Origin of the sequence: Streptomyces sp. HUAS YS2 (genome assembly GCF_033343995.1) — a bacterium.
Taxonomy (GTDB): domain Bacteria; phylum Actinomycetota; class Actinomycetes; order Streptomycetales; family Streptomycetaceae; genus Streptomyces; species Streptomyces solicathayae.
On the sequence record NZ_CP137573.1, the window covers coordinates 862,927 to 876,248 of the forward strand.

A 13,322-nucleotide genomic window follows, 5' to 3' on the forward strand; every position below is an offset into this window, starting at 1 on the left:
TCCAGGAGACGACCATGACCACTGCCCCGCCCGGCCCGAGAACGGCCGGTGACGACGCCGAGCTGGCGGAGTTCGGCTACCGCCCGGAGCTCAAGCGCACCCTCGGAAACTTCCACACCTTCGCCGCGGGGATCTCGTACATCTCGATCCTGACCGGCACCTTCCAGCTGTTCTACTTCGGCTACGCCAGCGGCGGGCCGGCGTACTGGTGGTCGTGGCCGCTGGTGTTCGGCGGCCAGTTCATGGTGGCGCTGTGCTTCGCGGAGCTGGCGGCGCGGTATCCGGTGGCCGGCTCGATCTACAACTGGGCGAAGAAGGTCGGCAATCCGCATGTGGGCTGGCTCGCCGGCTGGATGATGCTGCTCGCCTCGGTCGTCTCGATCGCGGCGGTCGCCCTGGCCTACCAGTTGACGCTGCCTCAGATCTCGTCGTTGTTCCAGTTCGTCGGCGACGGCACGGGCAAGTACGACGTGGCGACGAACGCCGTGCTGCTCGCGGCTGTGCTGATCCTGTTCACCACGGTGGTGAACGCCTTCGGCGTGAAGCTCATGGCGCGGATCAACACGGCGGGCGTCTTCCTGGAGCTCATCGCCACGGTCGTGCTGATCGTGCTGTTCGCGGTGAACGTGGTGCGCGGGCCCGAGGTCGTCACGCACACCGAAGGCACCGGCGCCGGCCAGCCCTACGGCTACCTCGGCGCCTTCCTGGTGGCCTCGCTGGCCTCGGCGTACGTCATGTACGGCTTCGACACCGCCGCCTCGCTCGGCGAGGAGTCCCTCGATCCCTCTCGCAACGCGCCGCGGGCGATCATCCGGGCCATCGTCGCCTCGTTCGTGCTCGGCGGCCTGGTGCTGCTGCTCGCGCTGATGAGCGTGTCCAGCCTGCGCGGCGACAAGCTGTCCACAGACGGTCTGCAGTACATCGTGCTCGACGTGCTCGGCCCGACGGCCGGCAAGGCGATGCTGTGGTGCGTGCTGATCGCGGTCACCGTGTGCGCGCTGGCCGTGCACACCGCGGCCATCCGGCTGGCGTTCGCCATGGCGCGGGACAACAACCTGCCGGGCTCGGCGCGGCTCGCGAAGGTGAGCCCCCGGTTCGGCACCCCGGTGCTGCCGACCGTGATCATCGGCGTCCTCGCGCTGGCGATCCTGCTGGTCAACATCCGCCAGCCGCAGATCTTCACGGTGGTCACCAGCATCGGCATCGTCATGATCTACATCGCCTATCTGCTGGTCACGGCCCCGATGCTGGTGGCGCGACTGCGCGGGAGGTGGCAGCCCGCCGAGGGGAAGTTCTCGCTCGGCCGCTGGGGTCTGCCGGTCAACATCGTGGCCGTGCTCTGGGGCGGCTTCATGACCGCCAACCTGATCTGGCCGCGGGCCGCCGTCTACAACGCGGCCGCTCCCTACCACTGGTACCTGCGCTGGGGCGCGGTGCTGTTCGTGGGCGCGATCGCGCTCGGCGGCTTCGCCTACTACTGGTTCGTCCAGCGGCACCGCACGGGGGTGCTGGCCGACCACGCGGCCGTCGCGACGACGCCGCCGGAATCCGCCGCGCCGAAGGAGGCCACCCTCTGATGACCGACACCACCGAGCAGTTCGACACCTTCGACTACGTCGTCGTCGGCGGCGGCACCGCGGGCAACGTGGTCGCCGCGCGGCTGAGCGAGGACCCGGACGTCACCGTGTGCGTCCTGGAGGCGGGGCCGAGCGACGTCGGCGACGACGACGTGCTGAAGCTGGAACGCTGGATGGGCCTCCTGGAGTCCGGCTACGACTGGGACTACCCGGTCGAACCGCAGGCGAGCGGCAACAGTTTCATGCGGCACGCCCGCGCCAAGGTGCTCGGCGGCTGCTCCTCGCACAACTCCTGCATCGCCTTCTGGGCACCGGCCGAGGACCTCGACGACTGGGCGGCGGCCGGCTGCACGGGCTGGAGCGCGGCGGACCTCTTCCCGCTGTACCGGCGCCTGGAGAACAACGACGCGCCCGGCGAGCACCACGGGCGCACCGGCCCGGTGAAACTGCGCACGCTGAAGGGCGACGACCCGTGCGGCAGCGCGCTCCTGGAGGCGTGCGCCCAGGCCGGCATCCCGACGACCCCGTTCAACACGGGCCGTACGGTGGTGCGCGGGGCCAACTGGTTCCAGATCAACTCGGACGAGAACAACATCCGTCAGTCGTCCTCGGTGGCGTACCTGCACCCGATCCTCGGCAAGCGGCCCAATCTGGAGATACGCACCGGGGTACGGGCGAAGAAGCTGGTCCTGGAGGGCGGGCGGTGCGTCGGCGCCCAATTCCTGGACCCGGACATGGTGCACACCCGGACGGTCCGCGCGCGGCGCGAGGTCGTCGTGTCCTGCGGCTCCATCGACACGCCGAAGCTGTTGATGCTCTCCGGGATCGGCCCGGCGGCGCATCTGCGGGAGGTCGGCGTGGACGTGGTGGTCGACGCGGCCGGGGTCGGCGAGAACCTCCAGGACCACCCGGAGGGCGTGATCATGTGGGAGGCGAAGCAGCCGATGCCCACCACGTCGAGCCAGTGGTGGGAGGCGGGGATCTTCTACGACACCGAACCGGGCCTGGACCGGCCGGACCTGATGTTCCACTACGGCTCGGTGCCGTTCGACATGAACACGGCGCGGTACGGCTACCCGACCTCAGAGAACGCCTTCTGTCTCACGCCGAACGTGACCCGGGCCCGCTCCCGCGGCACGGTACGGCTGCGGACCCGTGACTTCCGGGACAAGCCGAAGGTCGACCCGCGGTACTTCACGCACGAGCACGACGCTCGGGTGATGACGTACGGGCTGAAGCTGGCGCGCCGTATCGCGGAGCAGCCGGCGCTCTCCGGCTGGGCGGGGGCGGAGCTCGCGCCGGGCCCGGACGTGCGCACCGACGACGAGCTCCTGGACTACATCCAGCGCACCCACAACACCGTGTACCACCCGGCGTGCACGGTGAAGATGGGCGCCGACGACGACCCGACGGCGCCGCTGGACCCGCGGCTGCGGGTGAAGGGCGTGGCGGGGCTGCGGGTGGCGGACGGCTCGGTGATGCCGGACCTGGTCACGGTGAACCCGTGCATCACCACGATGATGATCGGCGAGAAGTGCGCGGACCTGATCCGCGAGGACGCCAGGAAGCTCCACGGGCACTGACATATGCCGTCCCGACGGTGATCATCTGTCCTATTGTCGTGGCGCGATCACGTTCACGACGAAGGACGGACACCCCATGACGCTTCCCGGTCCTCTGCACTGGATCAACGAAGTACTGGCATTCCTGCTGGAGTTGGCCGCGCTGGCGGTACTCGCCTGGTGGGGCTGGCAGAGCGTGGAGAACACCGTGCTGCGGCTGCTGGTGGCCGTCGCCGCTCCCGCGGCGGCCGCCGTCGTCTGGGGACTGTTCGCGTCCCCCAAGGCGACGATAGTCCTGCCGCTCGCCGGCGTACTGGCCGTGAAGGCGCTGGTCTTCGGGTCCGCGGCCCTGGCCCTCTACGCTCTGGGCCGGCACAGCTGGGCGGCCGTCTTCGCCGTCGTGGTCACCGTCAACACCGTGCTCGCGACCCTGGACCGGAACGCCCTCATGCACAAGTGAGGGCGGCGGTCCGGGGCCGCGCGCGACGGGTCAGGCGCGGACGTACTCCGCCAGGTGCTCGCCGGTGAGGGTGGAGCGGGCGGCGACCAGCTCGGCCGGGGTGCCTTCGAAGACGACCCGGCCGCCGTCGTGGCCGGCGCCGGGGCCGAGGTCGACGATCCAGTCCGCGTGCGCCATGACCGCCTGGTGGTGCTCGATGACGATGACCGACTTGCCGGCGTCGACGAGCCGGTCGAGCAGGCCGAGCAGCTGCTCGACGTCGGCGAGGTGCAGGCCGGTGGTCGGCTCGTCGAGGACGTAGACGCCGCCCTTGTCGCCCATGTGCGTGGCGAGCTTGAGCCGCTGCCGCTCGCCGCCGGAAAGCGTGGTGAGCGGCTGGCCGAGGGTGAGGTAGCCGAGACCCACGTCGGCGAGCCGCTCGAGGATCCGGTGCGCGGCCGGCGTACGGGCCTCGCCGTCGGCGAAGAATGCCTCGGCCTCGGTCACCGACATCGCGAGCACCTCGCTGATGTCGCGACCGCCGAAGTGGTATTCGAGGACCGAGGGCTGGAACCGCTTCCCCTCGCAGTCCTCGCAGGTGGTGGCGACGCCCGCCATCATGCCGAGGTCGGTGTAGATGACTCCGGCGCCGTTGCAGGCGGGGCAGGCCCCCTCCGAATTGGCGCTGAACAGCGCCGGCTTGACGCCGTTGGCCTTGGCGAAGGCCTTGCGGATCGGTTCGAGCAGGCCGGTGTACGTCGCCGGGTTGCTCCGGCGCGAACCGCGGATCGGAGCCTGGTCGACCGAGACGACACCCTCCTCCACCGGGATCGAGCCGTGCACCAGGGAGCTCTTGCCGGAGCCCGCGACGCCGGTGACGACGGTGAGCACCCCGAGCGGGATGTCGACGTCGACCTCGCGCAGGTTGTTCGCCGAGGCGCCGCGGATCGCCAGCTTTCCGGTGGGCGTGCGCACCGAGTCCTTGAGCGTGGACCGGTCGTCGAGATGACGGCCGGTGATGGTGTCGCTGGCGCGCAGCTCCTCGACGGTGCCCTCGAAGCAGATGGTGCCACCGGCCGTGCCGGCGCCGGGTCCGAGGTCGACGACGTGGTCGGCGATGGCGATCGCCTCCGGCTTGTGCTCGACGACGAGGACCGTGTTGCCCTTGTCCCGGAGTCGCAGCAGCAGGTCGTTCATGCGCTGGATGTCGTGCGGGTGCAGACCGATGGTGGGCTCGTCGAAGACGTACGTGACGTCGGTGAGCGAGGAGCCGAGGTGGCGGATCATCTTGACGCGCTGCGCCTCGCCGCCGGACAGCGTGCCCGCGGCGCGGTCGAGCGACAGGTAGCCGAGGCCGATCTCCACGAAAGAGTCGAGGCTGTGCCGGAGCGCGGCGAGCAGCGGTGCGACCGAGGGCTCGTCCAGGCCGCGGACCCATTCGGCCAGGTCCCTGATCTCCATCGCGCAGGCGTCGGCGATGCTGATCTTCCCGATCTTCGACGCCCGGGCCCCCTCGCTGAGCCGGGTGCCGTCGCACTCGGGGCAGCTCGTGAAGGTGACCGCGCGCTCCACGAAGGCCCGGATGTGCGGCTGCATCGCCTCGGGGTCCTTGGACAGCATCGACTTCTGGAGCTTGGGGATCAGCCCCTCGTAAGTGAGGTTGATGCCGTTGACCTTCACCTTGGTCGGCTCGCGGTACAGGAAGTCGTGCCGCTCCTGCTTGGTGTACTTGCGGATCGGCTTGTCCGGGTCGAGGAAACCCGACTCGGAGATGATCCGCACGACCCAGCCGCCGCCGGTGTAGGTGGGGATGGTGAACGGGTCCTCGTTCAGCGACTTGGAGTCGTCGTAGAGCTGGGTGAGGTCGATGTCGGTGACGGTGCCCCGGCCCTCGCAGTGCGTGCACATGCCGCCGGTGCGGTTGAAGCTGACCTTCTCGGTCTTGGTCTTCTCCGCGCCCCGGTCGACCGTGAACCCGCCGCTCGCCGAGACCGAGGCGACGTTGAAGGAGTACGCGCTGGGCGGGCCGATGTGCGGCTTGCCCAGCCGGCTGAACAGGATGCGGAGCATCGCGTTGGCGTCGGTGGCGGTGCCGACCGTGGAGCGGGGGTCGGAGCCCATCCGCTGCTGGTCGACGCTGATCGCGGTGGTCAGCCCGTCGAGCACGTCGACCTCGGGCCGCGCGAGCGTCGGCATGAAGCCCTGCACGAAGGAGCTGTACGTCTCGTTGATCAGCCGCTGCGACTCGGCGGCGATGGTGTCGAACACCAGGGAGCTCTTGCCCGAGCCGGAGACGCCGGTGAACACCGTGAGACGGCGCTTCGGGATCTCGATGCTGACGTCCTTGAGGTTGTTCTCGCGCGCCCCGTGCACGCGGATCAGATCGTGGCTGTCGGCCTCGTGCACCGCGGCCGCCTGTGCGCCCGCCTTCATCGCCCTGCTCATGCTGTGTCCGTCTCCGTCCGTCGGGCGGCGCCGCGTACGCGGTCCTGCTCGGCGCCGCCTGGTACCGCCACGCTAGCTGCGGCCCGCGCCCCGCGCTTCTCGATTCCTGATCCTCGTGACCCGGAACGCGGTCGACCCTCCGGCCCGCGGCCTGAGCCGTGGGTCGGAGGGTCGACCGGGTCGTGCGATCGATCGGTCGTCGATCCGTTCTCGATCAGTTGTCGATCAGTTGTCGGGCTAGTTGTGGCCGAACTTCCGCTCCTTGCGGTGCGCCGGTTCCGAGATCACGCGCGTGGTCTCGTCGGCGGTGGAGCGCCTCGGCTCGGGCTTGGATTCCGTCGGCGGGGTGCGGTCCGCGTGGCCGCCGGTGCGGGCGCCGGCGTTGCGGCGCGTCTGTTTCTTGCCCACGGTCATCCCTCCTGTGGTGGACCCCGGGCGAGGGGGTACCACCAGCCTCACACAGCAGGGCAAAGGGTGCATTTCAGATGGTGGTGGCGCTGCCGCGCCGATCGTCACCGACCGACGCGGCCGGTGTCGCACAACGCCCGGTCGACCAGGTCGCTGGCCGCCCTGTGCTGCCGGAGCGTCTTGTCGAAGTCGTTGAAGCTGGTGGTCATGGAGACGGTGACGGTACGGCCGCCGTCGGCGGTGGCGCCGTTCAGGGTGATGTAGCCGGCTTCTCCCCCTTCGTGGCTCCAGTAGCTTCCGCCGCAGGTCAGGGGGCGGCTGACCAGGCCGAGGCCGTAGCGTCCGCCGGGCCAGATCGCCTCGATCCGCCGGTCGACCGGCACGGTGTCCCGCATCTCGGCCAGGCGCGGCGCGGACAGCAGCCTGCCGCCCAGCAGTCCCTGGAAGAAGCGGTTGACGTCCGCCGTGGTGGAGACGTAGCCGCCGAGGTCGGGAACGATCTGTTCGGTGACGTCGGTCCGCTCGCCCGACGCGAACACCTGGTAGCCGTCGGCGTGCGGGCGGCGAAGAGTGGGCGTGGAGCCCGGCAGATAGGTGTGATACATGCCGAGCGGCTTCAGGATCCGGCTCTCGACCTCCTTCTGCCAGGGACGGCCGGCGGTCTTCTCGACGATCATGCCGAGGACGACGTAGCCGGTGTTGGAGTAGCCCCAGGCGGTGCCCGGCTCGAAGTCCGGGCGGTGCTTCAGCGCCCGGGCGACGATCTGCTCGGGCGTGTACGTGTCGTAGCGGTGCTGGAAGTACTGCTGCGGGGTGTCGAAGCCGGGAAGGTCGTCGTGGAGCCCGCTGGTGTTCTGCAGGAGCTGACGTACGGTCATTTTCCGTCCGTCGTTGCCGTTCTGGTCGATAAGGCCGGGCAGTCGGCGGTCCACCGTGTCGTCCAGGGACAGCTTGCCCTCGTCGACCAACTGCAGGACCACCGTGGCCATGGGCGCCTTGCCGGTGCTGGCGATCCTGAAGTAGCCGTCGCGGGGCACCGGTCGCCGGGTGCCCGCCACGGCGACGCCGGAGGTGGCGACCAGGTCCCGGCCGGAGGCCGTGGTCACCCGGGCCTGGACGCCGGTGATTCCCAGCGCCCGCAGGGCGTCGGTGTCCCGGCGCAGGTCGTCCTCCCGGTAGCCGGACGCGGACGTCGCGGGCGCGCCGTCCGAGGGCTGGGCGGCCAGGGCCGCTCCCACCGTGCCGAGTACGGCCGCCGCGACGAGCGGCCATCCTCGGCGGATCCGGCGGTGACGCTGCTGGGTCGGGCGGTGCTGCGGCGCGGAGGCCGTGCTTGTGGTGGTGGATTTCATGCGTCTCACGCTAGGCAGCGGCACACGCCAAGTCGGTGCCCCAGGAGGCCGGTTGAGACCTACAGCCTGCTGTAGTGCCGTGGGGGCACCGGGCCCGTACAGTGGCGCGTCCGAGGGCCGCCTCCGGTGCCCGTACGACGAAGGAAGGCGGACCCGTGCACGGCGTGATCGGCGAGGCCCGCGCAAGGTCGGTCCGAGCCGGGCGCAGCGGGCGCTACCTGCTCGGCACCCTGATGACCGCGACGGTGACGCTCGTCGCGGCGCCCTTGCTGTGGCTACCGTCGCCGGCGGCTTCCTGGGCGGAGCGCCACCGTCGGAGCGCCGGGGCGCTGCTGGACCGGCCCGTGGAGCCACGCCCACGCTCCCTCCGTCGCGAGCTCGCGTGGCTCGTGACCCATGTGGTCATCGGTCTGCCCGCGGGCACGCTCGCCCTGCTGTGCCTGGGCAACCTGTTCCTCACCCTTGTCGTCACCCTGGGGTGGTGGGCCTTTCCGCCGTCGGATCCGCCGCGGTTGCTGCTGCTCGGTGTCCGGATCGACAGCTGGGCCTCCGCGCTGACGATCAACCTGGCGCAACTGCTGCTCCTCGCGGCGCTCGCGGCCGTCGTCCTGCCACCACTGGCCGGGGCGCACGCTCGGTGCTGCCTGGCCGTCCTGGCACCGTCGCCCGCGGAACGACTGGCCGCGCGCGTCACGACACTCACCCGGACACGCGCGGACGTCCTGCAGGCGCACGGCGCGGAACTCCGTCGGATCGAACGCGACCTGCACGACGGCACCCAGGCCCGCCTGGTGGCCATCGCCATGCGGCTCGCCGTCGCCGGTGCGAGCCTCCCCCAGGACCCGGAGACGGCTGCCGCGCTCGTACGACAGGCCCAGGCCGAGACCGAGGAGGCCATGACCGAGCTGCGCTCCGTGATCCGCACCATCTACCCTCCGGTCCTCGCCGACCTGGGCCTCGTCGGCGCGCTCGACACCCTGTCCACCCGGGCCGGCGTGCCGACCCGCATCGACATCGGAGAGCTCGGTGAGGTCCCTGCCGCGGTCGAGGCGGTCGCCTGGTTCGCCGTCACCGAGGCGCTGGCGAACGTCGCCCGGCACAGCCGGGCCGAGGAGGCCGCCGTCCACGTCTCCCGCGAGGGCGCGATGCTGTCCGCGCGGATCACCGACGACGGGACCGGCGGGGCCGACGCGTCCCGGGGCAGCGGCCTGGACGGAATCGGCCGCCGCGCCGCCGCGCTGGACGGCACCATGAAGATCAGCAGCCCGCCGGGCGGGCCGACCGTCGTCACCGTGGAGCTGCCGTGCGCGTAGTCATCGCCGAGGACAACGTCCTGCTGTCCTCCGGGCTCGAACTCCTGCTGGGTTCCCAGGGTTTCGAGGTCGCCGCGATCGCGGACGACGCCCCCGGCTTCCTCGCCGCCGTCGAGACCCACCGCCCGGACGTCACCATCGTCGACGTACGGCTGCCCCCTACCTTCCGCGACGAGGGCATCCGCGCCGCCCTCCGGGCCCGCCGCGACCGTCCCGGGCTCCCCGTCCTGGTGCTGTCCCAGTACGTCGAGCAGGAGTACGCCGGCCGCCTCCTCTCGGACACCCGCGGCGGGATCGGCTACCTGCTCAAGGACCGGGTGAGCCGGATCGCGGAGTTCACCGAGGCGCTGCGCCGGGTGGCCGCCGGCGGCACCGCCATGGACCCCGAGGTCATCGCCCAGCTCCTGGCCGTCCGCGGCGATCCCGTGGAGGCCCTCACCCCCCGCGAACGCGAGGTCCTGGCCCTGATGGCCGAAGGGCACGACAACGCGACCATCGCCCAGCGGCTCTTCGTCACCGACAACGCCGTCCACAAACACATCGGCAGCGTCTTCCTCAAGCTCGGCCTGTCGGCCGGCGACAGCGGCCACCGCCGGGTCCGCGCCGTCCTGGCCTACCTCCGCCGCCACGGCGGCGCCGGAGGAACCGGCCTCTGACGGGCCTCAGGCCCCGGCGGGGGCCTCGGCCCTGCGGGCCCGCTCGTCGGCGACGATGTACGGCAGCGCCGGCAGGATCAGCAGCGGGGCCGCCCAGAGAGGCAGGGTGAACAGGGTCCCCTCCCCCGCGACGAACCGGGTCAGCAGCGCCGTCGGGAGACCGACGGCGAAGGCGAGCAGCCAGCTCTTGCCCAGTCCGAGGCTGCCGCGCCGCATTTCCCAGGCGACGGTGACCGTGGCGATCACGCCCCAGAACGCCAGGTCGGCCGCGTCGACGGGCAGTTCGGTCGTCCACCGGATCAGATGGCGCAGCAGCCACAGCAACCCGACCGCGAACAGGGCCATGGCAGCGAGCCGGAGGGCCCGGCGGTGCAGCGGCGCCCGGCCGCGCGCCCAGGCGGCGGCGAAGGCGGGGACGTCGTCGCCGACGACGTCCCGCGCGGTACGGCCGGCGGCCTCGGCGTCGCGCAGATGGGCCGAGAGTTCCTCGATCATCTCGCGCACGGAGGCGTCGTCGACGCCCCGGTACTCCCAGTTGCTGCGGCAGACGGCGAGGATCCGGTCGTGGTCGGCCCGCCCGTCGGTCCCGACGTCGCCCGTCGTATCGGTCCGGTCGCTCAGGATGCCGTCGTCGGTCATGGCGCGTTGTCCCCCGTGGGTTCGGTGTCGGTGAGGATCCGGCTCACGGGTCCGGCGAAGGCCCGCCACGCCGCCCGCCCCTCGGCGAGCGCCGCGCGGCCCGCGTCGGTGAGCCGGTAGTACTTGCGCGGGGCGCCGCCGCTGGCGGACGGGGCCCGGTAGGAGTCGACGAGCCCGCCGCGCTCCAGCCGGGACAGCAGCGGGTAGATGCTGCCCTCCCGGACCAGGTCGAGGCCGCTGTCGGCGAGCGCCTGGGTGAACTCGAATCCGTACCGCGGGCGTTCGGCGATCAGCGCGAGCAGGCAGACGTCGAGCACCCCGCGCAGGAGCTGGCTGCGCCGTTGGTCACCGGCCTCGGACAGCTCCATTGTCATGCTGTACAAGATAGTCGCCGACTGCCTTGCACAGCAAGACAGTCGTTCCGGGAGCACCGTGGAGAGATGAGGGCGCGGCCTACCCTGGAGGGGTGGGCAGCGCACAGGTCCGGCTGTTCCTGTGCGGGGACGTGATGCTCGGCCGGGGGATCGACCAGATCCTTCCGCACCCCGTCGATCCGGCCCTGGCCGAGCCGTACGTGCACGACGCACGGGACTACGTGACGCTGGCGGAGGCGGCCAACGGGCCGATTCCCCGGCCGGTGGACTTCTCCTACCCGTGGGGCGACGCGCTCGACGTGCTGGCCGGCGCGGCGCCCGACGTCCGGATCGTCAATCTGGAGACGTCGGTGACGACCTCCGAGGAGCGGGCACCGGACAAGGGGCTGCACTACCGCATGCACCCCGCCCAGCTGCCCGCGCTCGTCGCCGCCCGTCCCGACGTCTGCGTGCTGGCCAACAACCACGTCCTCGACCACGGGCGGGGCGGCCTCGACGAGACCCTCGCCGCACTCGCCTCCGCCGGGCTGCGCACCGCCGGCGCCGGCCCCGACGCCGGGGCGGCGGCGCGGCCGGCCGTCGTACCGCTGCCGCACGGCGGCCGGGTGCTGGTCTTCGGCCTGGGCCTGGCCTCCAGCGGCATCCCGCGCGACTGGGCCGCGACCGCCCGCCGGAGCGGGGTCCACTACGCGGCCGGGCAGGCGGACGAGGCCGTGGCCCGGCTCGTCGCCTCGATCCGCGCCGCCAGGACGCCCGGGGACCTCGTCGTGGTGTCGGTGCACTGGGGCTCCAACTGGGGCTACACCGTGCCGCGCGCCGAGCTGGCCCTCGGGCACGCGCTGATCGACGCCGGCGCGGACCTCGTGCACGGCCACTCCTCGCACCACCCGCGCCCCGTGGAGGCGTACCGGGGCCGGCTGATCCTGCACGGCTGCGGGGACCTGATCAACGACTACGAGGGCATCTCCGGCTACGAACGGTACCGGGACGACCTGCGGCTGCTCTTCCTCGTGGACGTGGCCGCCGCGGACGGGTCGCTCCGGTCGGTACGGATGACCGCGCTGCGTGCTCGCCGCATGCGCCTGGAGCATGCCCCGCCGCGGGACGGGCAGTGGCTGCACGAGGTACTCGGCCGGATCAGCCGGCCGTACGGGGTGCGGGTCGGTCTCGCGCCGGACGGGACCCTCACCGCGCACCCGGTCGGGCCGCCCGGTCCGGCCACCCGGAGGAGCCCGACATGTACTTCACCGACCGCATCGACGCAGGCCGGCAGCTCGCCGCCCTGCTGACGCATCTCAAGGACAGCGACGCGGTGGTCCTGGGCCTGCCCCGGGGCGGCGTGCCGGTGGCCGAACAGGTCGCCGAGGCGCTCGCGGCGCCGCTCGACATCTGCCTCGTCCGCAAGCTGGGCGTGCCCTACCAGCCCGAGCTGGCGATGGGCGCGGTCGGCGAGGGCGGGGTGCGGGTGCTGAACGAGGACGTGATCGGCCGGGGCGGCGTCTCGGCCGGCGACCTGGCCGCCGTGGAGGAGCGCGAGCTGGCGCTCCTGGCGGAGCGGGCCGCACGCTATCGCGGGGCCCGGCAGCCCGTACCGCTCCGGGGCCGCACCGTCGTGGTGGTGGACGACGGCCTGGCGACGGGGGCGACCGCGCTGGCGGCCTGCCAGGTGGTCCGGGCGCGGGGCGCCGCCCGGATCGTCCTCGCGGTGCCGGTCGCGCCCGGCGGCTGGCGGGCCGAGCGGGTGGGCAGCAACGCCGACGACACCGTCTGTGTGCACGAGCCCGTGTTCTTCCGGGCGATCGGCCAGTTCTACGCGGACTTCTCGCAGACCCCGGACGAGGAGGTCATCGCCTGCCTGGACCGCAACCGGGCGGCGTACGGCTCCGGCGACGGCTCCGCCGACGGCGCGGCCGGGCTGCCCCCCACGGAGGTCCGGCTGCCCGTGGGCGGCGCCGAGGTCGGCGGGGAGCTGACCCTGCCGCCGGGCGCGGCGGGGATCGTGCTGTTCGCGCACGGCAGCGGCAGCAGCCGGCACAGTCCGCGCAACCGGGCCGTGGCCGCCGCGCTCAACAGGGCGGGTCTCGGCACGCTGCTGTTCGACCTGCTCACCGACGCGGAGGCGGCGGACCGGGCCAACGTCTTCGACACCGAGCTGCTCGCCGGGCGGCTGGCGGAGGCCGCCGCCTGGGTCGGCGGCCGGGACGACACGCGGCGCCTGCGCACCGGGTTCTTCGGGGCGAGCACCGGAGCGGCCGCCGCGCTGTGGGCGGCGGCGGATCCGGCCGCGACGGTGGCCGCCGTGGTCTCCCGGGGCGGGCGGCCGGACCTCGCGGACGCGCGGCTCGCCGAGGTGCGGGCGCCGACGCTGCTGATCGTCGGCGGCCGGGACGACCTGGTCCTCGACCTCAACCGCGCGGCCCAGGCCCGGCTGCGCTGCGAGAACCGGCTCGAGATCGTCCCCGGTGCCACGCATCTCTTCGAGGAGGCCGGGACGCTCGAGAAGGTGGGCGAACTGGCCGCCGCCTGGTTCGCCGACCACTTCTGATCGCAACCTGAC

At 72.1% G+C, this 13,322-nt stretch carries 12 protein-coding genes; 7 read left to right on the top strand and 5 right to left on the bottom strand.

Going from position 1 to position 13,322, the window contains the following annotated elements; all coding sequences use genetic code 11:
- Positions 1–14: 14 nt before the first annotated feature.
- From R2D22_RS04085 to R2D22_RS04095, 3 genes are all read left to right on the top strand, one after another.
- The gene (locus tag R2D22_RS04085; protein ID WP_318101286.1) at positions 15–1,577 is read left to right on the top strand and encodes an APC family permease; all 1,563 of its coding nucleotides are present in this window, start codon (positions 15–17) and stop codon (positions 1,575–1,577) included.
- The gene (locus R2D22_RS04090; protein ID WP_318101287.1) at positions 1,577–3,160 is read left to right on the top strand and encodes a GMC family oxidoreductase; all 1,584 of its coding nucleotides are present in this window, start codon (positions 1,577–1,579) and stop codon (positions 3,158–3,160) included. The genes R2D22_RS04085 and R2D22_RS04090 overlap by 1 nt, the downstream gene beginning before the upstream one ends.
- 76 nt (positions 3,161–3,236) lie before the next feature.
- Positions 3,237–3,599: a YrdB family protein gene (locus R2D22_RS04095; protein ID WP_318101288.1), complete on the top strand. Its 363-nt coding sequence runs from the start codon at positions 3,237–3,239 to the stop codon at positions 3,597–3,599.
- A gap of 30 nt (positions 3,600–3,629) precedes the next feature.
- Here the strand turns inward: R2D22_RS04095 and R2D22_RS04100 are convergent, their stop codons facing one another.
- From R2D22_RS04100 to R2D22_RS04110, 3 genes are all read right to left on the bottom strand, one after another.
- Positions 3,630–6,023, bottom strand: a complete 2,394-nt coding sequence (locus tag R2D22_RS04100) for an excinuclease ABC subunit UvrA (RefSeq protein WP_318101289.1) — start codon at positions 6,021–6,023, stop codon at positions 3,630–3,632.
- A gap of 237 nt (positions 6,024–6,260) precedes the next feature.
- A complete protein-coding gene (locus R2D22_RS04105) occupies positions 6,261–6,431 on the bottom strand; it encodes a hypothetical protein (protein ID WP_318101290.1) in 171 nt (56 codons plus the stop codon).
- Positions 6,432–6,535: 104 nt separating this feature from the next.
- Entirely contained in the window at positions 6,536–7,783 is a 1,248-nt protein-coding gene (locus R2D22_RS04110) for a serine hydrolase domain-containing protein (RefSeq protein WP_318101292.1), read from the bottom strand.
- 155 nt (positions 7,784–7,938) lie between these two features.
- On the opposite strand from R2D22_RS04110, the gene R2D22_RS04115 reads away from it, so the two are divergent.
- Together R2D22_RS04115 and R2D22_RS04120 are read left to right on the top strand one after the other, a co-directional pair.
- A complete protein-coding gene (locus R2D22_RS04115; protein ID WP_318101293.1) occupies positions 7,939–9,096 on the top strand; it encodes a sensor histidine kinase in 1,158 nt (385 codons plus the stop codon).
- Entirely contained in the window at positions 9,087–9,752 is a 666-nt protein-coding gene (locus R2D22_RS04120) for a response regulator transcription factor (protein WP_318101295.1), read from the top strand. The genes R2D22_RS04115 and R2D22_RS04120 overlap by 10 nt, the downstream gene beginning before the upstream one ends.
- A gap of 6 nt (positions 9,753–9,758) precedes the next feature.
- On the opposite strand, the gene R2D22_RS04125 is transcribed toward R2D22_RS04120, so the two are convergent.
- Both R2D22_RS04125 and R2D22_RS04130 read right to left on the bottom strand, forming a co-directional pair.
- Entirely contained in the window at positions 9,759–10,391 is a 633-nt protein-coding gene (locus tag R2D22_RS04125; RefSeq protein ID WP_318101296.1) for a hypothetical protein, read from the bottom strand.
- Complete coding sequence (locus R2D22_RS04130; protein WP_318101297.1) at positions 10,388–10,765, bottom strand: PadR family transcriptional regulator; 378 nt, start codon at positions 10,763–10,765, stop codon at positions 10,388–10,390. The genes R2D22_RS04125 and R2D22_RS04130 overlap by 4 nt, the downstream gene beginning before the upstream one ends.
- A gap of 92 nt (positions 10,766–10,857) precedes the next feature.
- Between R2D22_RS04130 and R2D22_RS04135 the strand changes: the two genes are divergently transcribed.
- Positions 10,858–12,054, top strand: coding sequence for a CapA family protein (locus R2D22_RS04135; RefSeq protein WP_318101299.1), 1,197 nt, complete (start codon positions 10,858–10,860; stop codon positions 12,052–12,054).
- Positions 12,003–13,310 carry a phosphoribosyltransferase family protein gene (locus R2D22_RS04140; RefSeq protein WP_318101300.1) on the top strand — a complete coding sequence of 436 codons (1,308 nt, stop codon included), beginning with the start codon at positions 12,003–12,005 and terminating at the stop codon, positions 13,308–13,310. The genes R2D22_RS04135 and R2D22_RS04140 overlap by 52 nt, the downstream gene beginning before the upstream one ends.
- Positions 13,311–13,322 lie beyond the last annotated feature (12 nt).

What these genes read in the sequence shown, in the direction of transcription:
- R2D22_RS04085 (WP_318101286.1), top strand. Translation starts at nt 15, where the DNA reads ATGACCACTGCCCCGCCCGGCCCGAGAACGGCCGGTGACGACGCCGAG.
- R2D22_RS04090 (WP_318101287.1), top strand. Translation starts at nt 1,577, where the DNA reads ATGACCGACACCACCGAGCAGTTCGACACCTTCGACTACGTCGTCGTC.
- R2D22_RS04095 (WP_318101288.1), top strand. Translation starts at nt 3,237, where the DNA reads ATGACGCTTCCCGGTCCTCTGCACTGGATCAACGAAGTACTGGCATTC.
- R2D22_RS04100 (WP_318101289.1), bottom strand. Translation starts at nt 6,023, where the DNA reads ATGAGCAGGGCGATGAAGGCGGGCGCACAGGCGGCCGCGGTGCACGAG.
- R2D22_RS04110 (WP_318101292.1), bottom strand. Translation starts at nt 7,783, where the DNA reads ATGAAATCCACCACCACAAGCACGGCCTCCGCGCCGCAGCACCGCCCG.
- R2D22_RS04125 (WP_318101296.1), bottom strand. Translation starts at nt 10,391, where the DNA reads ATGACCGACGACGGCATCCTGAGCGACCGGACCGATACGACGGGCGAC.
- R2D22_RS04130 (WP_318101297.1), bottom strand. Translation starts at nt 10,765, where the DNA reads ATGACAATGGAGCTGTCCGAGGCCGGTGACCAACGGCGCAGCCAGCTC.
- R2D22_RS04140 (WP_318101300.1), top strand. Translation starts at nt 12,003, where the DNA reads ATGTACTTCACCGACCGCATCGACGCAGGCCGGCAGCTCGCCGCCCTG.